Origin of the sequence: Pseudomonas jinjuensis, from assembly GCF_900103845.1 — a bacterium.
Lineage (GTDB): Bacteria > Pseudomonadota > Gammaproteobacteria > Pseudomonadales > Pseudomonadaceae > Pseudomonas > Pseudomonas jinjuensis.
The window spans coordinates 51,679-74,803 of sequence record NZ_FNIJ01000010.1; the positions used below are offsets into that span (position 1 = coordinate 51,679).

The window sequence follows — 23,125 nt, forward strand, 5'->3', positions numbered from 1 at the left end:
CCCGTTCCTACAGGTCCGCTGCAGGAGCAACTGTCTTCGCGCCATGGCCAGCCTCTGGTGTAGGGGGAATGAAGCGGAACGCTTCATCCGCCGACAAGGCCACGCCAATGGGATGGCGGATAACGCTGGCGCGTTATGCGCCCTACCCGGAAATTCCATCGAACCGCGCAGGAGCGGGCCATGCCCGCGACCCGGGGTAAGGCGGACGCAGGAGCGCTCTCAGAAATCCCCCCACAACTGCTGCGCCACGCTGAGCGCCACCACCGGTGCGGTCTCGGTGCGCAGCACCCGCGGGCCGAGGCGGGCGGCGTGGTAGCCGGCGGCTTTCGCCTGATCCACTTCGGCGTCGCTCAGGCCACCCTCCGGGCCGATCAGGAAGGCCAGGGTGTCCGGCCGCGGATGGCTGGCCAGCGGCTCGGCCACCGGATGCAGGACCAGCTTCAGCTGCGCTTCGGTCGACGCCAGCCAGTCGGCCAGGCTCAGCGGCGCATTGATCACCGGCAGCACCGAACGGCCGCACTGTTCGCAGGCGCTGATCGCGATCTGCCGCCAGTGCGCCAGGCGCTTGTCGGCGCGCTCGTCCTTCAGGCGGACTTCGCAGCGTTCGCTGACGATGGGGGTGATTTCCGCCGCACCCAGTTCGGTGGCCTTCTGGATCGCCCAGTCCATCCGCTCGCCGCGGGACAGGCCCTGGCCGAGGTGGATGCGCAGCGGCGATTCGGCCAGGCCGGCGAGTTCCTCGCGCAGTTCGACGCGCACGTTCTTCTTGCCGACCTCGATCAGCTCGCCGAGATATTCCCGGCCCGACCCGTCGAACAGTTGCACGGCGTCGCCCACGGCATGCCGCAGCACCCGGCCGATGTAGTGGGCCTGGGCTTCGGGCAGTTCGTGCTGGCCGAGGGAGAGGGGGGCGTCGATGAAGAAGCGGGAGAGGCGCATGTTTTTGGGCTTCAGGCTATGGGCTGCAGGCTACAGGCGCGGAGTGTATCGCCTGCAGCCTGTGGCCTGAAGCCTGCCGCCGCTGTCAGCCCGGATCGCGATGATCCGGATGGAAATCGCTGACCGCCACGCTCACCGCGTCACGGGTGGCGATATCGATGCCCTCGCTGGCGACTTCGGCGAGGAAGTCGATCTGTTCCGGGGTGATCACGTAGGGCGGCAGGAAGTACACCACGCTGCCCAGCGGGCGCAGCAGCGCGCCGCGTTCCAGGGCGTGCTGGAAGACGCGCAGGCCGCGGCGTTCCTGCCAGGGATAGGCGACCTTGCCGGCCTTGTCCTGGACCATCTCGACGGCCAGGATCATCCCGGTCTGGCGCACCTCGGCCACGTGCGGGTGATCGGCGAGGTGGGCGGTGGCCTTCGCCATGTGCGCGGCAAGGCCGCGGTTGGCCTCGATCACCCTGTCCTGCTCGAAGATGTCCAGGGTCGCCAGGGCAGCGGCGCAGGCCAGCGGGTTGCCGGTGTAGGTGTGCGAGTGGAGGAAGGCGCGCAGGGTCGCGTAGTCGTCGTAGAACGCCTGGTACACGTTATCGGTGGTCAGCACCGCGGCCATCGGCAGGTAGCCGCCGGTGAGGGCCTTGGACAGCACCAGGAAGTCCGGGGTGATGCCGGCCTGCTCGCAGGCGAACATGCTCCCGGTGCGGCCGAAGCCGACGGCGATCTCGTCGTGGATCAGGTGCACGCCGTAGCGGTCGCAGGCCTCGCGCAGCAACTTGAGGTAGACCGGGTGGTACATGCGCATGCCGCCCGCGCCCTGCACCAGCGGCTCGACGATCACCGCGGCGATCTCCCCGTGCTTCGCTTCGAGGGTGCGCTCCATGTGCTCGAACATCGCCCGCGAGTGCTCTTCCCAGCTCACGCCCTCGGCGCGCAGGTAGCAGTCCGGGCTCGGCACCTTGATGGTGTCCAGCAGCAGCGACTTGTAGGTTTCGGTGAACAGCGCCACGTCGCCCACCGACATCGCCGCCACCGTCTCGCCGTGGTAGCTGTTGCTCAGGGTGACGAAGCGCTTCTTCGCCGGCTGGCCGCTGTTGAGCCAGTAGTGGTAGCTCATCTTCAGCGCCACCTCGATGCCGGAGGAGCCGTTGTCGGCGTAGAACACCCGCGACAGGCCGGGCGGGGTGATCTTCACCAGGCGCTCGGACAGCTCGATCACCGGCTGATGGCTGAAGCCGGCGAGGATCACGTGCTCCAGCTGGTCGACCTGGTCCTTGATGCGCTGGTTGATGCGCGGGTTGGCGTGGCCGAAGACGTTGACCCACCAGGAGCTGACCGCATCCAGGTAGCGCCTGCCCTCGAAGTCTTCCAGCCAGACGCCTTCGCCGCGGCGGATCGGAACGACCGGCAGGCGTTCGTGGTCTTTCATCTGGGTGCAGGGGTGCCAGAGCACGTTCAGGTCGCGCTGCATCCACTCGGCGTTCAGGCTCATCGGCAATCTCCTACATCGGAACGGGCGTCTTCGACGGTCGCGCAAGCCTATGCAATGACCGCCGAAGGAACAAGTTCGTACAACCGGCAGGGGGCGCCGACGGAGCGCATCTGGCCGGCATTTCGGCGCTGGCGTATGCTGCGCGGCTTTGCAGTATTCGGGGGATTCCGGTGATGAAGAGGGGATGGCTGCGCGCCGCGGCGCTGGTCGTTTTGGGGGCCTTCAGCGTGATCGCGCTGGGCAAGGACAAACAGCCGACGGCGATCGTTGTCGGCGGCGGCCTGGCGGGCCTGAGCGCGGCCTACGAGCTGCAGCAGTCGGGCTGGCAGGTCACCCTGCTGGAAGCCAAGGCGCAAGCCGGTGGGCGTTCGGGCCTGGCCACCAGCGAGTGGATCGGCAACAGCAGGACACAGCCGACGCTGAACGCCTATCTCGACGCGCTGAAGGTGAAGTCGGTGCCGGCGCCGGACTTCGTGCGCAACCCCGGCTATCTGATCGACGGCCTCTACTATTCCACCGGCGACCTGCAGAAGAAGCTGCCGACCGTGGCCGCCGACCTCAAGCGCGCCGAGCAGAAGCTCGATGAGCTGTCCGCTTCCATCGACGACCCGCTCAATCCGCTGGCCACCAGGACCCTGTTCGCCCTCGACCAGATGAACGCGGCGCGCTGGCTCGACCAGCTCAACCTGTCGCCCACCGCGCGCCTGCTGATCAACCAGCGCATCCGTTCGCGCTACGACGAGCCGTCGCGCCTGTCGCTGCTGTACCTCGCCCAGCAGGGCCGGGTCTACCGCGGCGTCGATGACCGCGACCTGCGCGCTGCGCGCCTGCCGGGCGGCAGCCAGGTGCTGGCGCAGGCATTCGTCAAGCAGCTGAAGACCATCAGGACCGACGCCCGGGTGACCTCGATCAGCCAGGACAAGGACGGCGTGACGGTCAAGGTCGGCGCCACCGGCTACAAGGCAGACTACCTGGTGCTGGCGGTGCCGCTGCGCGCCCTCGCCCAGATCCAGATGACCCCGAGCCTCAGCGAAGCCCAGCAGGCCGCGCTGAAGAGCACCAACTACGGCTGGCGCGACCAGATCCTGATGAAGTTCAAGCGCCCGGTGTGGGACGACAAGACCCGTCTCTCCGGCGAGATCTACAGCGACCAGGGCCTGGGCATGATCTGGGTCGAGCCGGCGCTGAAGGGCGCGGCCAACGTGCTGGTCAACCTGTCCGGCGACAACGCCCGCGTGCTGCAGGCGTTCGGCGACCGGCAGATGGTCGACCAGGTGCTGATCCGCATGAACAAGTACTACCCGAAGATGCGCGGCGCCTTCGCCGGCTACGAACTGCGCCGCTACAGCGCCGACGTCGGTACCGGCGGTTCCTACCTGGCCTACGGTCCGGGGCAGATCAGCCGCTTCTGGCGCGTGTGGGAGAAGCCGGTGGCGCGCGTCGCCTTCGCCGGCGAGCACACCGATGCGCTGTATCCGGGCACCCTGGAAGGCGCCCTGCGCAGCGGCAAGCGCGCCGCCAGCCAGGTGCGCGACCTGCAGGCCGGCAGGTCGCCGGAGCTGGAAGGCGGCGCGGTGGCTGCCAGGCCTGCGGCCAGGGCCGCCGGCGAGCCGGGCGAAGAGAAAAAGAGCTGGTTCCGCAAATTGTTCTAACCTGAACCTGACCACGACGATGCCGGCTAAATGCCGGCATCGTCGTATCTGGCGGAAGGCAGTCGGAAGGGTAGGGAAGCCGGGTGACCTATCTTGTTTGTCGATGTTTCAGAGCAGGATTTTCTACTTTATTTCGATCTATTTGCCGCTAATCTTGATGCCTCGGTCAACAAGGGATGTCTTTCGATGCAATGGCGCAACACCCCCGCCCGTTACGGTCTGGTCAGCCTGTTCCTGCACTGGGCGGGCGCGCTGGTCGTATTCGGCCTGTTCGGACTCGGTCTGTGGATGGTCGAGCTGGACTACTACGACACCTGGTACCACCGCGCCCCCGAGATCCACAAAGGCATCGGCATCCTGCTGCTCATCGCCATGCTCCTGCGCGTGGTCTGGCGCTTCCTCAGCCCGCCGCCGCCGGCGCCGGCCAACCACGGCAGCCTGACCCGCGTCGCCACCGTGCTGGGCCACCTCGCGCTGTACCTGCTGCTGTTCGGCGTGCTGATCTCCGGCTACCTGATTTCCACCGCCGAGGGCGTGGCCATCGACGTGTTCGGCTGGTTCTCCGTGCCGGCAACCCTCAGCGGCCTGCCGGAGCAGGCCGACGTCGCCGGAGTCATCCACTTCTACCTGGCCTGGTCGCTGGTCGTCCTGGCCGTGCTGCACGCGCTGGCGGCGCTCAAGCACCATTTCCTCGATCGCGATCCCACTCTCACCCGTATGCTCGGCCGTTCCGCCGACTGACACCTCACCGATAAGGAGATTGTCCATGCTGAAGAAGACCTTCGCCGCCCTGGCGTTCGGCACCGTGCTGTTCTCGGCCGGCCAGGCCATGGCCGCCGACTACAAGATCGACAAGGAAGGCCAGCACGCCTTCATCGAATTCCGCATCCAGCACCTGGGCTACAGCTGGCTGTACGGCCGCTTCGACGACTTCGACGGCGCCTTCACCTTCGACGAGAAGAACCCCGCCGCCGACAAGGTCAAGGTCACCATCAACACCAACAGCGTGAACACCAACCACGCCGAGCGTGACAAGCACCTGCGCAGCCCGGATTTCCTCAACGTCGGCAAGTTCCCGACCGCGACCTTCGAGTCCACCTCGGTCAAGACCGCCACCAACGATGCCGAGATCACCGGCAACCTGACCCTGAACGGCGTGACCAAGCCGGTCACCATCAAGGCCCAGCTGATCGGCCAGGGCGACGACCCGTGGGGCGGCTACCGTGCCGGCTTCCACGGCACCACCACCCTCAAGCTGAAGGACTTCGACATCCAGAAGGACCTCGGCCCGGCTTCCCAGGAAGTCGAACTGGTCCTGTCGGTGGAAGGTGTTCGCCAGTAGCAGGTGCGCTATGACGAAAACGCCGGCAATCGCCGGCGTTTTTTCGTTGAGCCCTTCAGCTGTCCACCGTCGCCTGGCGCTCCAGGCACTGCCGCAGCAGCCGGGCGAGGGTGGCCTGCTCGTCGCTGTCCAGCCCGCCGAACAGGCTGCGATGGCTGCGCGCCTGGATGTTCCGGGCCTGGCGGTCCACCTGCTCGCCGGCCTCGGTGAGGAACAGGCGGAAGCTGCGCGCATCGTGCGGGTTGCGCTCGCGGCGGACCAGGCCGCGGGCTTCCATCTCGCGGATCTTGCGGGTGATCAGCGCCTTGTCCCGGCTCATCTGCCGGCCCACGTCCTGCAGGCTCAGCCCGGCGTCGGAGCCGATCAGTTCGAGCAGGCAGACATCCGGCGGCGTCAGCTCCAGCCCCTGCTCGCACAGGCCGATCTGCAGGTGCGCGCGCAACTGCTCGAACACTTCCAGCAGGGTTTTCGGCAGGTCGGGATTCACGGGGTTGGTCATGGCTCTGATCGGGGTAAGTGGAATGTAAATCCGGTTGATTGGATCAACCATATTGCTTATTTTAGTTGACGGAATCAACTTTGCGCCAAATATGGCCCTGCCTTGCACGGCCTGCTGAAAGAAACGGCTTTTTGCTCAATCGTTTCAGTAGATGTCGTCCAGGGCGTTCGGTCGTTTACAGACAGTGTTGAATGTAAGTATTTTTGCGTGCTTTCCGGGCCGCCAGCCGATAGCGACGGTCCGGGGTTTCGCTCATGAGGACAACGAGATGCAACGAACGCCAGCCACGCGCGCTCTGCTACCGGCCCTGCTGGTCGCCCTGACGGCCCTTGCCGGATGCGAGAAGACCGAGCCGCCGCAGGAGAACCACATTCCCGAAGTCGGCGTGGTCACCCTGCAGCCCCAGGCTGTGATGCTGAACAGCGAACTGCCGGGCCGTACCACGGCGTTCCGCGTTGCCGAGGTGCGTCCGCAGGTCAACGGCATCATTCTCAAGCGCCTGTTCAAGGAAGGCAGCGACGTCAAGGCCGGCCAGCAGCTCTACCAGATCGACCCGGCGACCTACGAGGCGACCTACCAGAGCGCCCGCGCCAACCTGATGTCCACCCAGCAGCAGGCCGAGCGCTACAAGCTGCTGGTGGCCGACGAGGCGGTGAGCAAGCAGCAGTACGCCGACGCCCAGGCCGCGGCGCTGCAGGCCAAGGCCGCGGTGGACGCGGCGCAGATCAACCTGCGCTACACCAGGGTGCTGTCGCCGATCTCCGGGCGCATCGGCCGTTCCGCGGTCACCGAGGGCGCGCTGGTCACCAACGGCCAGGCCAACGCACTGGCCACGGTGCAGCAGCTCGACCCGATCTACGTCGACGTCACCCAGCCGTCCACCGCCCTGTTGCGCCTGCGTCGCGAGCTGGCCGAGGGCCTGCTGGAGAAGGCCGGGGAGAACGCCGCCAAGGTCAGGCTGTTCCTCGAGGACGGTTCCGAGTACACCCACCAAGGCACCCTGGAGTTCTCCGAAGTCTCGGTGGACCCGGGCACCGGTTCGGTGACCCTGCGCGCCGTGTTCCCCAACCCGAAGCATGACCTGCTGCCCGGCATGTTCGTCCACGCGCAGCTGCTGGAAGGCGTGAAGCGCCAGGCGATCCTCGCCCCGCAACAGGGCGTGACCCGCGACATCAAGGGCCAGGCCACCGCGCTGGTGCTGAATGCGGAGAACAAGGTCGAGCTGCGCGTGCTCAAGGCCGACCGCGTGATCGGCGACAAGTGGCTGGTGAGCAAGGGCCTCAACCCCGGCGACCGCATCATCACCGAGGGCCTGCAGTACGTGCACCCGGGCGACGAAGCCAAGCCGGTGCCGGCGCGCAACGTGGCATCCGAACCAGAGGCCGCCAAGCCGTTGGCGGTGACGGGCGCCCAGGGTTAAGCGAGGAAATCCGCAATGTCGAAGTTTTTCATTGACCGGCCCATCTTCGCCTGGGTGATCGCGCTGGTGATCATGCTCGCGGGCGGGCTGGCGATCCTCAAGCTGCCGGTGAACCAGTACCCGGCCATCGCGCCGCCGGCCATCGCCATCCAGGTGGCCTATCCGGGCGCTTCCGCGGAAACCGTGCAGAACACCGTGGTGCAGGTCATCGAGCAGCAGATGAATGGCCTGGACGGCCTGCGCTACATCTCCTCGGAGAGCAACTCCGACGGCAGCATGACCATCACCGTCACCTTCGACCAGGGCACCAGCCCGGACATCGCCCAGGTGCAGGTGCAGAACAAGCTGCAGCTGGCCAGCCCCCTGTTGCCGCAGGAAGTGCAGCAGCAGGGCATCCGCGTGACCAAGGCGGTGAAGAACTTCCTGATGGTGGTCGGCGTCGTCTCCACCGACGGCAGCATGACCAAGGAAGACCTGTCCAACTACATCGTCTCCAACATCCAGGACCCGCTGTCGCGGACCGCCGGCGTCGGCGACTTCCAGGTGTTCGGTTCGCAGTACGCCATGCGCGTCTGGCTCGACCCGGCGCGGCTGAACAGCTACCAGCTGACCCCCGGCGACGTGAAGTCGGCGATCCAGGCGCAGAACGTCCAGGTCTCCTCCGGCCAGCTCGGCGGCCTGCCGGCGGTGCGCGGGCAGCAGCTCAACGCCACCATCATCGGCAAGACCCGCCTGCAGACCGCCGAGCAGTTCGGCAACATCCTGCTCAAGGTCAACGCCGACGGCTCCCAGGTGCGCCTGAAGGACGTCGCCCAGGTCGGCCTCGGCGGCCAGGACTACAACATCAGCGCCCAGTTCAACGGCAGCCCGGCCTCCGGCATCGCCATCAAGCTGGCCGCCGGCGCCAACGCGCTGGATACCGCCAAGGCGGTGCGCGCGACCCTCGGCCGGCTGGAGCCGTTCTTCCCCCAGGGCATGAAGATCGTCTACCCGTACGACACCACGCCGGTGGTCTCGGCCTCCATCCATGAGGTGGTGAAGACCCTCGGCGAGGCGATCCTGCTGGTGTTCCTGGTCATGTACCTGTTCCTGCAGAACTTCCGCGCCACGCTGATCCCGACCATCGCCGTGCCGGTGGTGCTGCTCGGCACCTTCGGCGTGCTCGCCGCGTTCGGCTTCTCGATCAACACCCTGACCATGTTCGGCATGGTGCTGGCCATCGGTCTGCTGGTGGACGACGCCATCGTGGTGGTGGAGAACGTCGAGCGGGTGATGGCCGAGGAAGGCCTGTCGCCACGGGAGGCCGCGCGCAAGTCCATGGACCAGATTCAGGACGCGCTGGTCGGCATCGCCCTGGTGCTGTCGGCGGTGTTCCTGCCGATGGCGTTCTTCGGCGGCTCCACCGGGGTGATCTACCGGCAGTTCTCCATCACCATCGTCTCGGCCATGGCCCTCTCGGTGCTGGTGGCGCTGGTGCTGACCCCGGCGCTCTGCGCGACCATGCTCAAGCCGATCCACAAGGGCGACCATGGCGAGAACAAGGGCGGCTTCTTCGGCTGGTTCAACCGCTGGTTCATCTCCGCCACCGAGGGCTACGAGCGCGGCGTAGCAGGCATTCTCAAGCGCCGCACGTCCTACCTGCTGCTCTACGTGGTGATCATCGCCGGCATGGTCTGGCTGTTCGCCCGCATCCCCACCGCGTTCCTCCCCGACGAGGACCAGGGCGTGCTGTTCGCCCAGGTGCAGACCCCTGCCGGCTCGACTTCCGAGCGCACGCAGAAGGTGGTCGACCAGATGCGCGAGTACCTGCTGAACGAGGAATCGGCGGCGGTCAACTCGGTGTTCACCGTGACCGGCTTCAACTTCGCCGGCCGCGGGCAGAGTTCGGGCATGGCGTTCATCATGCTCAAGCCGTGGGAAGAACGCGAAGGCAAGGAGAACAGCGTGTTCGCCCTGGCCGAGCGCGCGCAGAAGCACTTCGAGCGCTTCATCGACGCCCGGGTGTTCGCCTTCGCGCCGCCGGCGGTGCTGGAACTGGGCAACGCCACCGGCTTCGACCTGTACCTGCAGGACCAGGCCGGCCTCGGCCACGAAGCCCTGATGGCGGCCCGCGACAAGTTCCTCGACCTGGCGTACCAGCGGCCCGAGCTGGACAGCGTGCGCGCCAACGGCCTCAACGACGAGCCGCAGTACCAGCTCGAGATCGACGACGAGAAGGCCCGCGCCCTGGGGATTTCGCTGGCCGACGTGAACACCACGATTTCCATCGCCTGGGGTTCCAACTACGTCAACGACTTCATCGACCGAGGCCGGGTGAAGAAGGTCTACCTGCAGGGCCAGCCGAATGCGCGGATGACCCCGGAAGACCTGGGCAAGTGGTACGTGCGCAACGACCAGGGCGAGATGGTGCCGTTCACCGCCTTCGCCAACGGCTACTGGGTCTACGGTTCGCCGAAGCTGTCGCGCTACAACGGCGTGCCGGCGGTGGAAATTCTCGGTGCGCCGTCGCCCGGCCGCAGCACCGGCGAGGCGATGGCGGTGGCCGAGGAGATCATCAGCCAGCTGCCCACCGGTATCGGCTACTCCTGGACCGGCATTTCCTACGAGGAACGCCTGTCAGGCTCGCAGGCGCCGGCGCTCTACGCCCTGTCGCTGATCGTGGTGTTCCTCTGCCTGGCGGCGCTGTACGAGAGCTGGTCGATTCCGTTCTCGGTGATGCTGGTGGTGCCGCTCGGGGTCATCGGCGCGCTGATCGCCACCTCGCTGCGCGGCCTGTCCAACGACGTGTTCTTCCAGGTCGGCCTGCTCACCACCATCGGCCTGTCGGCGAAGAACGCCATCCTCATCGTCGAGTTCGCCAAGGAACTGCACGAGCAGGGCAAGGACATAGTCGAGGCGGCCATCGAGGCCTGCCGCATGCGTCTGCGCCCGATCGTGATGACCTCGCTGGCCTTCATCCTCGGCGTGCTGCCGCTGACGATCTCCAGCGGCGCCGGTTCCGGCAGCCAGCACGCGATCGGTACCGGCGTGATCGGCGGCATGTTCACCGCGACCGTGCTGGCGATCTTCTGGGTGCCGCTGTTCTATGTGCTGGTGAGCACCATGTTCAAGGACCGCGCGACCCGCGAGCAGTCCGCAGTCACCGAATCGGGGCATTGAGATGACCAAGACGCTACTTTCCACTGCCCTGGCCGCGGCGCTGCTTTCCGGCTGCTCGCTGATCCCGGAGTACCAGCGCCCGGCGGCGCCGGTGGCCGGCAGCTACAACGGCGCCCCGGCCGACAGCGCGGCGGTGAAGGCCGCCGACATCGGCTGGCGCGAGTACTTCAACGACCCGCAGCTGCAGCGCCTGATCGAAGTGGCGCTGCAGAACAACCGCGACCTGCGCGTCGCCGCGCTGAACGTCGAGGCGTTCCAGGCGCAGTACCGCATCCAGCGTGCCGATCTGTTCCCGGCGATCGACGCCAACGTCAGCGGCGTGCGCCAGCGCGTGCCGGGCGACCTGTCGCAGACCGGCAGCCCGACCATCACCAGCCAGTACGGCGCGACCATCGGCACCACGGCCTGGGAGATCGACCTCTTCGGCCGCCTGCGCAGCCTGCGCGACGCGGCGCTGGAACAGTACTTCGCCAGCACCGAGGCGCAGCGCAGCGTGCAGACCGCGCTGGTGGCCAGCGTGGCCAACGCCTACCTGACCCTGCGCGCCGACCAGGCGCTGCTGCAGCTGACCCGCGACACCCTGGACACCTTCCAGAAGAGCTACGACCTGACCCGCCGCAGCTACGAGGTGGGCGTGGCTTCCGCCCTCGACCTGCGCCAGGCGCAGACCTCGGTGGAAAGCACCCGGGCGACCCTGGCGCAGTACTCGCGGCTGGTGGTGCAGGACCAGAATGCGCTGGTCCTGCTGCTCGGCAGCGGCCTGCCAGCGGACCTGCCGCAGGGTATGGAGCTGAACGCCGACCTGCTCGCCGACGTACCGGCCGGCCTGCCGTCCGACCTGCTGCAGCGGCGCCCGGACATCCTCCAGGCCGAGCACCAGCTGAAGGCGGCCAACGCCAACATCGGCGCGGCCCGCGCGGCGTTCTTCCCGAGCATCAGCCTGACCGCCAACGCCGGCTCGCTGAGCAGCGAACTGTCCGGCCTGTTCAAGGGCGGTTCCGGCAGCTGGCTGTTCCAGCCGCAGCTCAACCTGCCGATCTTCAACGCCGGCAGCCTGAAGGCCAGCCTGGACCTGGCCAGGGTGCAGAAGGACATCAACATCGCGCAGTACGAGAAGGCCATCCAGATCGCTTTCTCCGAAGTGGCCGACGGCCTCGCCGCGCGCGCCACCTACAACGAGCAGCTGGACGCCCAGCGCGCCCTGGTGGAGGCCAGCGCCGAGTACTACGGGCTGGCGGAGAAGCGCTACCGCACCGGGGTGGACAACTACCTGACCCTGCTCGACGCCCAGCGCCTGCTGTTCAGCGCCCAGCAGCAGCTGATCGGCGACCGTCTGGCCCAGCTGACCAGCGAGGTGAACCTGTACAAGGCCCTCGGCGGTGGCTGGGAGGAGCGCACGGCGAGCCAGGAGAGCACAGCGCAGCCCAGGGGGTGAACCCGCGCCACAACGAAAACGCCGCCCATTCGAGGCGGCGTTTTGGTTTGTGGGGGCGGGGAGGAGTCGGGACGACGGTGGATAACGCTGGCGCGTTATTCACCCTACGCAATTGTAGGAGCACGCCATGCGTGCGATTCGCGGGCATGGCCCGCTCCTACAGTCCCCAGGGCCTGTGCGTCGCCGCCGGCTGGAGGTCGTTGGCCGCCAGCCAGTCCAGTGCGCACTGGCGCAGGCGGTCGGCCTGGTAGAGCTGCCAGGCCTGGAGGAGCACCGGATAGCCCATCAGCACATGGTGGAACGCCTTCACCGGCCGGCGGCCTTCCAGGGCGCTGGCGAGCGCGGCGTAGGCGTGCGGCTCGGCCACTTCGGGGAGGAAGTCGCGCATCAGTTGCAGCGACTGCTCGGCGCTCAGGGGGTCGATGGGCAGCAGGCGTTCCGGTTCGTTTTCCAGCAGGTCGGCGAATTCCGCGGCGTTCTCGTCCATGGCGGCGAGCACGACCTGGCCGTTGGCGAGATCGAAGTAATGGTCGACTCCCGGGGTGTCCAGGGCGACTGCAAGTTCGTCGAGGTCGATGGTCAGGGGGCGCATGGTCTCGATCTCCATTGGGACGTGACCATGATCCTACGCCAGGATGACGGGCATGTGTCGCAACCTGTCCCGCCATTGGCGAGACAGGTTGCCGCTCTTATAGGCGGAAGCGCCCCACCTGCAGCTGCAGATCGTTCCCCAGCCGCGCCAGTTCGTTGCTCGAAGTGGCGGTCTGTTCGCTGGCGGCGGCGGACTGGTCGGCGATCTCGCGGACTTGGCTGACGCTGCGGTTGATCTCGTCGGCGACGCTGCTCTGCTGTTCGGCGGCGGAGGCGATCTGCAGGTTCATGCCCTGGATCTCGGCCACCGAGCGGACGATGCTTTCCAGCGTTTCGCCGGTGCGGCGGGTCAGCTCCACCGAGCTGCCGGTCAGGCGGCGGCTGTCCTCCATCATCGTCGCCGCTTCCTGGGCGCCCTGCTGCAGGCCGGCGATCAGCGTCTCGATCTCGGCGGTGGACTGCTGGGTGCGCCGGGCCAGGCCGCGCACCTCGTCGGCGACCACCGCGAAGCCGCGCCCGGCATCGCCGGCGCGTGCCGCTTCGATGGCGGCGTTGAGCGCCAGCAGGTTGGTCTGCTCGGCCACCGACTTGATCACGTCGAGCACGCTGCCGATCTTCTGGCTTTCGCTCCTCAGGCGCTCCATGGCGGCGGCGGAGCGCTCCACTTCGGCGGCCAGCAGGTCGATCTGCACCATGGCTTCGCCTACCACCCGGTCGCCCTGGCGCGCCTGCTGGTCGGCCTGCTGGGCGGCGGCGGAAGCCTGTTCGGCGTTGCGCGCGACTTCCTGCACGGTGGCGGCCATTTCGTGGATGGCGCTGGCGACCTGCTCGGTCTCGATGCGCTGGCTGTTGACCCCGGCGCGGGTCTGCTCGGTGACCGCCGAGAGTTCGTCGGCCGCGGTGGCCAGCTGGCTGACGCTGCCGCCGATATGGCCGACCAGCTCGGCCAGGCTGTCGCGCATGCGCTGCATGCTGCGTTGCAACTGGCCCAGTTCGTCGAGGCGCTGGTCGTCGGGATGGCGGGCGAAGCTGCGGGTCAGGTCGCCCCGCGCGATGCTTTCGGCAAGCTCCAGCGCCTTGCCCAGCGGACGCATGATCGACTTGTTGATGGCCCACACCGAGAGCACGCCGAACGCCAGCGCGAACAGGGTGTAGAAGATCTGCCGCTGGAGGGCCGCGGCAACGTCCTGGTCGCGCTGTTGCAACGTCCGGTCATACAGCGCGACACCGCTGTCCAGCATGGCGGCGGTCACCTGTTCCAGCTGCCGGTAGATGCCCTGGTCCGCGTCGCGCTCCGGGCCGGCGCGGAGCAGTGCGCCGGCGGCGCTGCGATAGGCTTCGACTCCCCGCTGGACGGCTGCGAGCTTGTCGCGGTCGAGATCGTCGGCGCCGAGCTTGTCCTTCACCAGCGCCAGCATCTGCTCGCCGAGTTGCTGCAAGCGGGCGCCTTGCGCCGCTTCGCCTTCCAGACGGTATTCCAGGAGGGTGCGTTCGGCCCGCTGGCCCAGGTCCATGAGCTGGGTGATGCTGACCAGCTGCTCGCCGCGCTCGGACTGCAGGTTCACGGTGCGAATGTTGCCGAGCATGAGCAGCACGGTCATGAGCAGCGGAATGCTGAAACCGAGGATCAGCTTGCGGCTGATCGGCAGGCCGCGGTACTTGAACACCAACCAATTCAACATGTGGATATCTCCCGGCAGGCCATGGGCGTGGCAGCCCATGGCGATCATGTTCGAGGCGAGGCTCTTGTTGTCTCCGGGCAGGCGAGTGCTCTCGCCCCGGACGCATCTTCGTGCGTCAGGGGTTATCGGCGGGGTTTTCTGGAACTTCAGTGCGAAATTGCGCGGGGCTTTTGGCAAGAGGGCCTACGCAAATATGGGTCGCGGGCATGGCCCGCTCCTACAGGAGCGCGCAGATATGGTTGGTGGCGTCGAGTTGGTTTTTTGTAGGAGCAACTGTCTTGGCATCTCAGCGCATTTTGTTCGCGAGCAAGGGCTAGGCGCCCCCCTCGTTCCTACGAAAAGCACCGCGGCCCTGGACTACCTGTAGGAGCGGGCCATGCCCGCGAACAATCCGTCCGGCGAATCCGAGGCTGTTTGTCTCGCGGGGTAATGCTGCTCAGAACAGCCGGGCGAGCAGGGCGGTGACGGCGGTTTCCACGCGCAGGATGCGCGCGCCGAGCTGCACCGGGGCGAGGCCGGCTTCGCGCAGCTTGTCCACTTCGTAGGGAATCCAGCCGCCTTCCGGGCCGATCGCCAGGGTCACCGGCCGCTCGACGGCGCGCGGGCAGGCCGGCCAGGGGCCGGGGTGGCCGATCAGGCCGAGGCTGCCGTCGGCCATGGCCGGCAGGCGGTCCTCGACGAAGGGCTTGAAGCGCTTCTCGATGATCACTTCCGGAAGCACGGTGTCGCGCGCCTGTTCCAGGCCGAGGACCAGTTGCTCGCGGACCGCCGCCGGATCGAGGAAGGGCGTCTGCCAGAAGCTCTTTTCCACCCGGTAGCTGTTCAGCAGCACCAGGCGCGGCACGCCCATGGCGGCGACGGTCTGCAGCACCCGGCGGAGCATCTTCGGCCGCGGCAGGGCGAGCAGCAGGGTGATCGGCAGCTTGGCCGGCGGCGGCTGGTCGAAGCTCACCGCCAGTTCCGCCTGTTCCCGCGTCAGCTGCAATATGCGGCCTTCGCCCATCAGCCCGCCGAGGCGGCCGACGCGCAGGCTGTCGCCGCTTTCCGCGCGGTGCACTTCATGCAGGTGGGTCAGGCGGCGGTCGCGCAGGATGACGCGGTCCGCCGCGACGAAGTCGGCGTCGTCGAGCAGCAGCAGGTTCACGGGCGGGTGGCCGGCGGCTGGTCGCTATCGCTGCTGGCGTCTTCCTCGCCGGGCGTGCGCTTGCGGATCAGCCGGCTGAACAGCAGGCCGGTCTCGAACAGCATCCACATCGGCACCGCCAGCAGGGTCTGCGACAGCGGGTCGGGCGGGGTGAGGATCATGCCGACCACGAAGCAGCCGATGATCACGTACGGACGGATCTTCACCAGGTATTCGACGTTGACGATGCCGACCCACACCAGCAGCACGGTGGCCACCGGGATCTCGAAGGTCAGGCCGAAGGCGAACAGCAGGGTGAGGAAGTCCAGGTAGCTGTTGATGTCGGTCATCGGCGTCACCCCTGCCGGGGCCGAGCCGATGAAGAAGTGGAACATCAACGGGAACACCAGGAAGTAGGCGAAGGCCATCCCGGCGTAGAACAGGATGATGCTCGCCACCAGCATGGGCAGGGCGATGCGCTTCTCGTGCTTGTACAGGCCGGGCGCGATGAAGCCCCAGATCTGGCCGAGGATGACCGGCATCGACAGCAGCACGGCGACGATCATGGTCAGCTTGAGCGGCGCGAGGAACGCCGAGGCCGGGTCGATGGCGATCATGGTCGCGCCTTCCGGGAGGAAGCGGCGCAGCGGCTCGGAGGCCATGGTGTAGATCTGCTGCGAGAAGTACAGCAGGCCGAGGAAGATCACGAACACCGCGATCACGCAGCGCAGCAGGCGTGTACGCAGCTCGGTGAGGTGCGAGACCAGCGGCATTTCCTGGTCGTTCTCGGGCTGGTCGGGTTTTTCGTCGCTCATGGATTACGCGGCGTCTCGGAAACGGAGGGCGTCTGGCTGGCGCTGGCCGGCGCTGCCGGGGCGGCGGAAGGCGTGGCCGTGGTGGTCTCGCCGGCGACGGGCGTGGCCGCCGCGGGGCTGGCGGGCGTCTCGGCTGGCGGTTGCTGGCCGGTCAGCGGGGCCATCAGCTTCTGCGCCTCGCGCTCCATCGACAGGATGTGCTCGTTGTGCAGCTGCCGGCGGATTTCGTCGGCGCCGATCTCGCGCTCCACTTCCTGCTTGATCGAGTTGAAGCTGCGGCGCAGCCGGCCGATCCACAGGCCCGCGGTGCGCGCGGCGCCGGGCAGGCGCTCGGGGCCGAGCACCAGCAGGGCGACCAGGCCGACCAGCAGCAGTTCGCTGAAGCCGATACCGAACATCCGTCAGTCCTTGCGCGCCGGCTCTTCGACCTTGCGCGCCTGGCCTTCGATGGTGTTCGGCTGGTTCAGCGGCGGGTTGTTCGGGGTCTGTTCGTCCTTCTGCTCTTCCTCGGTGTTCATCGCCTTGCGGAAGCCCTTGATCGCTTCGCCGACGTCCGAACCCAGGTTCTTCAGGCGCTTGGTGCCGAATACCAGGATCACCACGATCAGGATGACCAGCCAGTGTTTCCAGTCGAAAATGCCCATGTTGCTCTCCTCGTTATCGTTCGCGCTCAGGCCGAAGGCTGGCGCGCCGCTTTCTCGTCGTGGCCGGACAGGCCGAAGCGGCGATCCAGTTCGTCCAGTACCGCCTGCGGATGCTGGCCGAGGGCGGCGAGCATGACCAGCGAGTGGAACCAGAGATCGGCGGTTTCGTAGATCAGGTCGGAACAATCGCCGCTGGTGGCGGCGTCCTTGGCGGCGAGGATGGTTTCCACCGATTCCTCGCCGAGCTTTTCCAGGATCTTGTTCAGCCCCTTGTGGTACAGGCTGGCGACGTAGGAGCTGTCCGGCGCGGCATTCTTGCGCGCTTCGAGGACTTCCGCCAGGCGGGCCAGGGTATCAGTGCTCATGCTTGTGTTCCGCGGCGTGGTGGTAGATCGCGTCGGGGTCCTTCAGCACCGGGTCGACGGTGCGCCAGGCGCCATTTTCGTAGACGCGGTAGAAGCAGCTCTCGCGGCCGGTATGGCAGGCGATGCCGCCGAGCTGCTCGACCATCAGGATCACCACGTCGGCGTCGCAGTCCAGGCGCAGCTCGTGCAGCTTCTGCACGTGGCCGGACTCCTCGCCCTTGCGCCAGAGCTTGCCGCGCGAGCGCGACCAGTAGATGGCGCGGTTCTCGGCGGCGGTCAGGGCGAGGGCCTCGCGGTTCATCCAGGCCATCATCAGCACGCGGCCGGTCTGATGGTCCTGGGCGATCGCCGGGACCAGTCCATCGGCATTCCAGTGAATTTCGTCCAGCCAGTCTTTCATCGTCGATTCCGTACTGCGGGCGGTTGCGTCGCCCACGGCGAAGGCAACCAGTCAGTTGGTTAGTGTGCCAGCGGCAACGGCCACTGGCTATCGGCGCAGGATCAGATATAGACCGCCGGCCAGCATCGCCCACGCCGGCCAGGCCGCCAGGCTGTGGGTGGCGAGGCCGGTTTCCGCCGCGCCGATGACCAGCAGCGCGCCGATCGCCGGGCCGGCCCAGTCGCGCTGCCGCCGTCGCTCCGGCAGCGTCTCGTTCCGTGCATGCGGCTGCGACAGGCGCTCCAGGGTGTCGCGGGTCATCTGCGCCAGGTGCGGCACCTGCTCGACCTGCTGCTGGAAGTTGCGCAGCAGCTGGCCGGGGCTCACGCGGTCGCGCATCCAGCGTTCGAGGAAGGGCTGCGCGGTGGTCCACAGGTCGAGGTCCGGATAGAGCTGGCGGCCGAGGCCCTCGATGTTCAGCAGGGTCTTCTGCAGCAGCACCAGCTGCGGCTGCACTTCCATGTTGAAGCGCCGCGCGGTCTGGAACAGGCGCAGCAGCACCTGGCCGAAGGAGATGTCCTTCAGCGGCTTCTCGAAGATCGGCTCGCAGACGGTGCGGATCGCCGCCTCGAAGTCGTTGACCCGGGTTTCCGCCGGTACCCAGCCGGAGTCGATGTGCAGCTGCGCGACCTTGCGGTAGTCGCGCTTGAAGAAGGCGATCAGGTTGCGCGCCAGGTAGTTCTGGTCCTCGTCGGTGAGGCTGCCGACGATGCCGCAGTCCACCGCGATGTACTGCGGGCTCCAGGGCGTGCGGGTGCTGACGAAGATGTTGCCGGGGTGCATGTCGGCGTGGAAGAAGCTGTCGCGGAACACCTGGGTGAAGAAGATCTCCACGCCGCGCTCGGCCAGCGCCTTGAAGTCGGTGCGCTGGTCGCGCAGGACCTCCAGGTCGGTGACCGGGATGCCGTAGATGCGCTCCATCACCAGCACCTTCGGCCGGCAGAAGTCCCAATACACCTGCGGCACGTAGAGCAGCGGCGAGCCGTCGAAGTTGCGCCGCAGCTGGCTGGCGTTGGCGGCTTCGCGGAGCAGGTCGAGTTCGTCGTAGATGACCTTCTCGTAGTCGCTGACCACTTCCACCGGATGCAGGCGGCGGGCGTCGCTGGAGATGCGTTCGGCGATGCGGGCGATGACGAACAGCCAGGCGATGTCGGCGCGGATCACCGGCTTGAGGTTCGGCCGGATCACCTTGACCACCACCTCCTCGCCGGTCTTCAGCTGCGCGGCGTGGACCTGGGCGACCGAGGCCGAGGCCAGCGGTTCGCGCTCGAAGCGGGCGAAGATCTGCTCGACCTTGGCCCCGAGCTGTTCCTCGATGCGCGCCACGGCCTGTTCCGGCGGGAAGGGCGGGACCTTGTCCTGCAGGCGCGCCAGTTCGGCGGCGATGTCGTCGGGCAGCAGGTCGCGGCGGGTGGAGAGGATCTGGCCGAACTTGATGAAGATCGGTCCGAGGTCCTCCAGGGCCAGGCGCAGGCGTGCGCCGCGGGTCAGCTCCAGCTTGCGCCGCGGCAGCCAGCGCCACGGCAGCAGGCCGCCGAGCAGGCGCAGCCACCAGGGCAGTACGGGGAGATCGAGAACCAGGTCGTCGAGTCGGTAGCGGATCGCCACGCGCTGGATGCGCAGCAGGCGGCGGAGGGCGAGCAGCTTCATGCTTGGTCGGGCTTGGTCTTCTGGGCGAGGCGCGCGATGCGCGCGTCGAGGCGGTCGAGGGCGATCTTCATCTGGTCCAGTTCGGCGAAGCGCGCCTCGGCCTCGTGGCGGCCGACCAGTGCGCGGCTTTCCTCGGCGAGGTAGTCGGCCAGGCTCAGGCGCAGGCTTTCCAGGCTGTCGCCGGCCCAGCGCGCGCTGCCGCGCAGCTGGCTGCCGAGGAACTGCGCGGGCAGCGGACCGAGCCAGCGCGAGACTTCGTATTCCCAGTCCAGTTCGAGGCTCTGCAGGATGTCGGCGAGTTCCAGCAGCACGCCGCTGTCGCCGTCCATTTCCACTTCCGGGCTGTGCAGGACGCTGGTCTTGTCCCGCGCCACGGCCAGCTGCAGCAGGCGTCCGGCGGGGGCGCGCAGGGTGCAGTCGACTTCGGCCTCATGCTGCGCGGCGAAGTGCAGGCCGTCGCCGGCGGGGAGAATGAACAGGCGCAGGACGGGCGCCTGACAGTCCACCTCCAGCACCTTGCCGGACAGCCGCGCCAGCCGCTGCAGCGCCACGCCGTCGAGGCGCAGCACGCGGTCGACGGCAGTTTCGGCGGCGGCCAACAGCGCCTGGGCGAGGAGTGTCATCAGGGCTTGATGCCGCGATGCAGGGCGACGATGCCGCCGGTCATGTTGTGGTAGGTGACGCGGTCGAAACCGGCCTCGACCATCATCGCCTTGAGGGTTTCCTGGTCCGGGTGCATGCGGATCGACTCGGCCAGGTAGCGGTAGCTCTCGGCGTCGTTGGTGATCAGCTTGCCCATCAGCGGCAGCAGGGTGAAGGAGTAGGCGTCGTAGGCCTTGGACAGCAGGTCGCTGGTCGGCTTGGAGAATTCCAGCACCAGCAGGCGGCCGCCCGGCTTGAGCACGCGCAGCATGGAGCGGATGGCCGCATCCTTGTGGGTGACGTTGCGCAGGCCGAAGGCGATGGTCACGCAGTCGAAGTGGTTGTCCGGGAAGGGCAGCTGCTCGGCATCGGCCTGGACGAAGCTGACATTGCCGGAGACGCCGCTGTCGAGCAGCTTGTCGCGGCCGACCTGGAGCATCGAGGCGTTGATGTCGGCCAGCACCACCTCGCCGGTCGGGCCGACCAGGCGCGAGAACTGGCGGGTCAGGTCGCCGGTGCCGCCGGCGATGTCGAGCACGCGGTTGCCGCTGCGCACGCCGGAAAGCTCGATGGTGAAGCGCTTCCACAGGCGATGGACGCCGCCGGACATCAGGTCGTTCATCAGGTCGTACTTGGCTGCCACGGAGTGGAAGACCTCGGCGACCTTCCTGGCCTTCTGGCTCTCCGGCACGGTCTGGTAGCCGAAATGCGTGGTCGGTTCGGCGGGGCCTTGGCCCTCGCGGGAGTTGCGCGGCTCGCTCATGGCGTATGTACCCTGGACGTAAGTGGCGGCCATTCTAACAGGATGCGCGGAAAGTGCTGCCTCGCCGGTGGCCGGGCGGAGTGCGGTGAATCGTCCTGCCGGGTTATAGTCCGCGCATCTGCCTGACAAGATTTCCGGAGAAGCCCGATGTCCCATATTCGTGTCGAACGCGCCCATTCCCTCGGCCTGGAGGCCGCTCGCGCCAAGGCGGACAAGCTCGGCGAGCGCTTCGCCAGCCAGTACGGGCTGAGCCACGTATGGCAGGGCAACACCCTGGTGTTCCAGCGCAGCGGCGTGGACGGCCGCATCGACGTGAGCGAGGACCGCGTGGTGGTGGACATCAAGCTCGGCCTGCTGCTGTCGGCCATGGGCGGCGTGCTGAAGAGCGAGATCGAGCGCGGCCTGGACAAGGCGCTGGTTTAAAAAAGCGGCTGCAGGCTTCAGGCCCAAAAGCTTTTGCCTGCAGCCTGTAGCTTACGGCCTGCAGCCTTCCCCTCCGCTTCTACCGGTTGGTATGCGTTTTCTAATTTTCCCCGATACCGTGCATCTCAAGTCCGCGCTGGGCGGACGGTTTCTTGAACCCAAACTATGAGGTGCACCATGGCCAAAGCCGCCAGCAAGAAAGTCGAAGAGCAAACCGCTTCCCTGGTATCGGACGTGAAGTTCTACACCCGCCAGGTATGGCTCGCCAGCCTGGGCGCCTACGCCAAGGCCGGTCAGGAAGGCATCGAGTACTTCAAGGAGCTGGTGAAGACCGGTGAAGGCGTCGAGAAGAAAGGCCGCAAGCTGGTCACCGACCGCTACGAGCAGGCCGAAGGCCGCGTTCGCAGCCGCCTGAGCAAGGTCAAGGAAAAGCTGCAGTTCGACGACCGCGTCTCCGCCTCCCTGAACCGCATCGGCATCCCCTCGCGCAACGACGTCAATGCCCTGTCTGCTAAGCTGGACGAGTTGGGTACTGCGCTCGAGAGCGTCGCCCGCCCGCATTGATCAGGAGAGCAGCATGGCTGGCAAGAAAACTACCGACAAAGAAACCGGTCTGGTCGGCGAAATCGAGAAATACTCGCGGCAGATCTGGCTGGCTGGTTTGGGCGCCTACTCGAAGATGAGCAAGGACGGCAGCAAGCTGTTCGAGTCCCTGGTCAAGGACGGGGAAAAGGCCGAGAAACAAGCCAAGAGCGAGGTCGAGAAGTCGGTCGACTCGGTGAAGAGCTCCGCCAAGTCCAAGGTCGACGCCGTGCGCGGCAAGGCCCTGGGCAAGTGGGGCGTGCTCGAGGAGGCCTTCGACAAGCGCCTCAACAGCGCCATCTCGCGCCTGGGCGTGCCGAGCCGCAACGAGGTGAAGGAACTGCACGGCAAGGTGGAAGCCCTGACCAAGCAGATCGAAGCCCTCACCGGCGTCAAGGTCGCGAGCGCCAAGCCTGCTGCTAAAACCACTGCGGCCAGGCCGGCAGCGAAAGCAGCAGCGGCCAAGGCCAGGCCGGCGACCAAGGCGGCTGCCAAGCCCGCAGCGCCCAAGGCTGCCGCGAAGCCTGCTGCGGCCAAGCCTGCTGCAGCCAAGCCGGCTGCGGCGAAGAAGCCGGCAGCGAAGAAGGTTGTCGAGCCGAAGCCGGCCGACGTGACCTCGGCAGCTCCGGAAGTCGTTGCCGCTCCGCTGGTGGAGCCGGTGGTCGAAGCGGTCAACGCCACCCCGGTAGCGGCCCCGGCCGCCAACGAGTCGCTGAAGCTCGACGTCTGATCGTCCCCGCAGTGCCTCTTGCGCCCGGCCCAGTGCCGGGCGTTTTCATTCCGCCTCAGTCGGTCGCCAGGTAGCTCTGGGCGAGTTGCTCGGCGGCGGCGCGGGTGTCCTCTTCGAGGTGCGGCGCCACCAGCATCATGATCTGGTAGACCACCAGGCGCACTTCGCCCTCGCGGCCGAGGATGCGCTGGTAGTCGAGGGAGAACAGCAGGGTCAGGGTGATCTGCTCCACCAGCTGGCCGAGGGATTCGATGCCGCTGTGGATCTGCCCGCTGCCCTTCAGCTGGGCGAGCAGGGTGGCGAGGGTGCGCTTGAGGGTGTTGAGCCAGGTGCGCATGCCGCGCGCCAGCTTGGGCAGGCGTCCGGACAGGTTGGACAGGTCCTGGAACAGGAAGCGGTACTGCGCCAGGCCCTCGACGATCAGGTGCAGGAACAGCCAGCAGTCCTCGGTATCCAGGCTGAATTCGGCGGGCGGGTCGAGCAGCGGCGCCAGTTCGTCCTGGAAGCGCTCGAACAACGCCAGCACCAGCGGCTCCTTGCCGTGGAAGTGGTAGTACAGGTTGCCGGGGCTGATGCCCATTTCCGTGGCGATTTCCAGCGTCGAGACATTGGGTTCGCCGCGCTCGTTGAACAGTTCGAGGGCGCACAGGAGGATGCGGTCGCGGGTTTTCATCCGTGTTCCATTCCAGATTGGCTGGCCCGACGATAGCCGCCGCGCGGCAGCGGCGCCACCCCCCGCGA

23 protein-coding genes and 1 pseudogene are annotated in these 23,125 nt (G+C 67.1%); 9 read left to right on the forward strand and 15 right to left on the reverse strand.

The window, feature by feature from the left end; translation table 11 throughout:
* Positions 1 to 219 precede the first annotated feature (219 nt).
* Positions 220 to 939, reverse strand: coding sequence for a 16S rRNA (uracil(1498)-N(3))-methyltransferase (locus BLR75_RS15325; protein WP_084312929.1), 720 nt, complete (start codon positions 937 to 939; stop codon positions 220 to 222).
* Positions 940 to 1,024: 85 nt separating this feature from the next.
* A complete protein-coding gene (locus tag BLR75_RS15330) occupies positions 1,025 to 2,428 on the reverse strand; it encodes an adenosylmethionine--8-amino-7-oxononanoate transaminase (RefSeq protein ID WP_084312927.1) in 1,404 nt (467 codons plus the stop codon).
* Positions 2,429 to 2,601: 173 nt separating this feature from the next.
* Between BLR75_RS15330 and BLR75_RS15335 the strand changes: the two genes are divergently transcribed.
* The 3 genes from BLR75_RS15335 to BLR75_RS15345 all read left to right on the forward strand — a co-directional run bounded on the left by BLR75_RS15335 (position 2,602) and on the right by BLR75_RS15345 (position 5,422).
* On the forward strand, positions 2,602 to 4,080 hold the full coding sequence (locus BLR75_RS15335; protein WP_084312925.1) for a flavin monoamine oxidase family protein: 1,479 nt from the start codon (positions 2,602 to 2,604) through the stop codon (positions 4,078 to 4,080).
* 186 nt (positions 4,081 to 4,266) lie between these two features.
* Entirely contained in the window at positions 4,267 to 4,821 is a 555-nt protein-coding gene (locus BLR75_RS15340) for a cytochrome b (RefSeq protein WP_084312923.1), read from the forward strand.
* A gap of 25 nt (positions 4,822 to 4,846) precedes the next feature.
* Complete coding sequence (locus tag BLR75_RS15345) at positions 4,847 to 5,422, forward strand: YceI family protein (RefSeq protein WP_084312921.1); 576 nt, start codon at positions 4,847 to 4,849, stop codon at positions 5,420 to 5,422.
* A gap of 55 nt (positions 5,423 to 5,477) precedes the next feature.
* Here BLR75_RS15345 and BLR75_RS15350 read toward each other — a convergent pair whose 3' ends face one another.
* Positions 5,478 to 5,921 carry a MarR family winged helix-turn-helix transcriptional regulator gene (locus BLR75_RS15350; RefSeq protein ID WP_084312919.1) on the reverse strand — a complete coding sequence of 148 codons (444 nt, stop codon included), beginning with the start codon at positions 5,919 to 5,921 and terminating at the stop codon, positions 5,478 to 5,480.
* A 268-nt stretch (positions 5,922 to 6,189) separates the two neighbouring features.
* On the opposite strand from BLR75_RS15350, the gene mexA reads away from it, so the two are divergent.
* Genes mexA through BLR75_RS15365 form a run of 3 tightly spaced genes read left to right on the forward strand, consistent with a single transcriptional unit; the run spans position 6,190 to position 11,935 of the window.
* Complete coding sequence (gene mexA, locus BLR75_RS15355; protein WP_139207028.1) at positions 6,190 to 7,341, forward strand: multidrug efflux RND transporter periplasmic adaptor subunit MexA; 1,152 nt, start codon at positions 6,190 to 6,192, stop codon at positions 7,339 to 7,341.
* A gap of 15 nt (positions 7,342 to 7,356) precedes the next feature.
* Positions 7,357 to 10,500, forward strand: a complete 3,144-nt coding sequence (locus BLR75_RS15360) for an efflux RND transporter permease subunit (protein WP_084312915.1) — start codon at positions 7,357 to 7,359, stop codon at positions 10,498 to 10,500.
* A gap of 1 nt (position 10,501) precedes the next feature.
* Positions 10,502 to 11,935 (forward strand): AdeC/AdeK/OprM family multidrug efflux complex outer membrane factor, encoded by a 1,434-nt coding sequence (locus tag BLR75_RS15365; protein ID WP_084312913.1) that lies wholly within the window; start codon positions 10,502 to 10,504, stop codon positions 11,933 to 11,935.
* A gap of 157 nt (positions 11,936 to 12,092) precedes the next feature.
* Here the strand turns inward: BLR75_RS15365 and BLR75_RS15370 are convergent, their stop codons facing one another.
* From BLR75_RS15370 to ubiE, 11 genes are all read right to left on the reverse strand, one after another.
* Positions 12,093 to 12,527, reverse strand: coding sequence for a UPF0158 family protein (locus tag BLR75_RS15370; RefSeq protein WP_084313022.1), 435 nt, complete (start codon positions 12,525 to 12,527; stop codon positions 12,093 to 12,095).
* Positions 12,528 to 12,624: 97 nt separating this feature from the next.
* On the reverse strand, positions 12,625 to 14,208 hold the full coding sequence (locus BLR75_RS15375; RefSeq protein ID WP_084313021.1) for a methyl-accepting chemotaxis protein: 1,584 nt from the start codon (positions 14,206 to 14,208) through the stop codon (positions 12,625 to 12,627).
* Positions 14,209 to 14,644: 436 nt separating this feature from the next.
* Positions 14,645 to 15,352, reverse strand: coding sequence for a 16S rRNA (uracil(1498)-N(3))-methyltransferase (locus BLR75_RS15385; RefSeq protein ID WP_084312909.1), 708 nt, complete (start codon positions 15,350 to 15,352; stop codon positions 14,645 to 14,647).
* Positions 15,349 to 16,146 carry a twin-arginine translocase subunit TatC gene (gene tatC / locus BLR75_RS15390; RefSeq protein ID WP_084312907.1) on the reverse strand — a complete coding sequence of 266 codons (798 nt, stop codon included), beginning with the start codon at positions 16,144 to 16,146 and terminating at the stop codon, positions 15,349 to 15,351. Before tatC ends, BLR75_RS15385 begins: the two co-directional genes overlap by 4 nt.
* Positions 16,143 to 16,544 carry a Sec-independent protein translocase protein TatB gene (tatB, locus tag BLR75_RS15395; protein WP_084312905.1) on the reverse strand — a complete coding sequence of 134 codons (402 nt, stop codon included), beginning with the start codon at positions 16,542 to 16,544 and terminating at the stop codon, positions 16,143 to 16,145. Before tatB ends, tatC begins: the two co-directional genes overlap by 4 nt.
* 3 nt (positions 16,545 to 16,547) lie before the next feature.
* Positions 16,548 to 16,790, reverse strand: coding sequence for a twin-arginine translocase TatA/TatE family subunit (locus tag BLR75_RS15400; RefSeq protein ID WP_084312903.1), 243 nt, complete (start codon positions 16,788 to 16,790; stop codon positions 16,548 to 16,550).
* 26 nt (positions 16,791 to 16,816) lie between these two features.
* Positions 16,817 to 17,155: a phosphoribosyl-ATP diphosphatase gene (locus BLR75_RS15405; protein ID WP_084312901.1), complete on the reverse strand. Its 339-nt coding sequence runs from the start codon at positions 17,153 to 17,155 to the stop codon at positions 16,817 to 16,819.
* The gene (gene hisI, locus BLR75_RS15410; protein ID WP_255312804.1) at positions 17,145 to 17,591 is read right to left on the reverse strand and encodes a phosphoribosyl-AMP cyclohydrolase; all 447 of its coding nucleotides are present in this window, start codon (positions 17,589 to 17,591) and stop codon (positions 17,145 to 17,147) included. The genes BLR75_RS15405 and hisI overlap by 11 nt, the downstream gene beginning before the upstream one ends.
* Before the next feature lie 51 nt (positions 17,592 to 17,642).
* Positions 17,643 to 19,244: a ubiquinone biosynthesis regulatory protein kinase UbiB gene (gene ubiB, locus BLR75_RS15415; RefSeq protein ID WP_084312898.1), complete on the reverse strand. Its 1,602-nt coding sequence runs from the start codon at positions 19,242 to 19,244 to the stop codon at positions 17,643 to 17,645.
* The gene (locus tag BLR75_RS15420; RefSeq protein ID WP_090416101.1) at positions 19,241 to 19,870 is read right to left on the reverse strand and encodes a ubiquinone biosynthesis accessory factor UbiJ; all 630 of its coding nucleotides are present in this window, start codon (positions 19,868 to 19,870) and stop codon (positions 19,241 to 19,243) included. Before BLR75_RS15420 ends, ubiB begins: the two co-directional genes overlap by 4 nt.
* Positions 19,867 to 20,649, reverse strand: coding sequence for a bifunctional demethylmenaquinone methyltransferase/2-methoxy-6-polyprenyl-1,4-benzoquinol methylase UbiE (gene ubiE, locus BLR75_RS15425; RefSeq protein ID WP_084312895.1), 783 nt, complete (start codon positions 20,647 to 20,649; stop codon positions 19,867 to 19,869). Before ubiE ends, BLR75_RS15420 begins: the two co-directional genes overlap by 4 nt.
* Positions 20,650 to 20,796: 147 nt before the next feature.
* On the opposite strand from ubiE, the gene BLR75_RS15430 reads away from it, so the two are divergent.
* The 3 genes and pseudogenes from BLR75_RS15430 to BLR75_RS15440 all read left to right on the forward strand — a co-directional run.
* Entirely contained in the window at positions 20,797 to 21,072 is a 276-nt protein-coding gene (locus tag BLR75_RS15430; protein ID WP_084312893.1) for a polyhydroxyalkanoic acid system family protein, read from the forward strand.
* Positions 21,073 to 21,249: 177 nt separating this feature from the next.
* Positions 21,250 to 21,636 carry a phasin family protein gene (locus tag BLR75_RS15435; protein ID WP_084312891.1) on the forward strand — a complete coding sequence of 129 codons (387 nt, stop codon included), beginning with the start codon at positions 21,250 to 21,252 and terminating at the stop codon, positions 21,634 to 21,636.
* A 13-nt stretch (positions 21,637 to 21,649) separates the two neighbouring features.
* Positions 21,650 to 22,372, forward strand: a pseudogene (locus BLR75_RS15440) (phasin family protein); the annotation flags it as partial.
* Positions 22,373 to 22,439: 67 nt separating this feature from the next.
* On the opposite strand, the gene BLR75_RS15445 reads toward BLR75_RS15440, so the two are convergent.
* A complete protein-coding gene (locus tag BLR75_RS15445; protein WP_084312887.1) occupies positions 22,440 to 23,057 on the reverse strand; it encodes a TetR/AcrR family transcriptional regulator in 618 nt (205 codons plus the stop codon).
* Positions 23,058 to 23,125 lie beyond the last annotated feature (68 nt).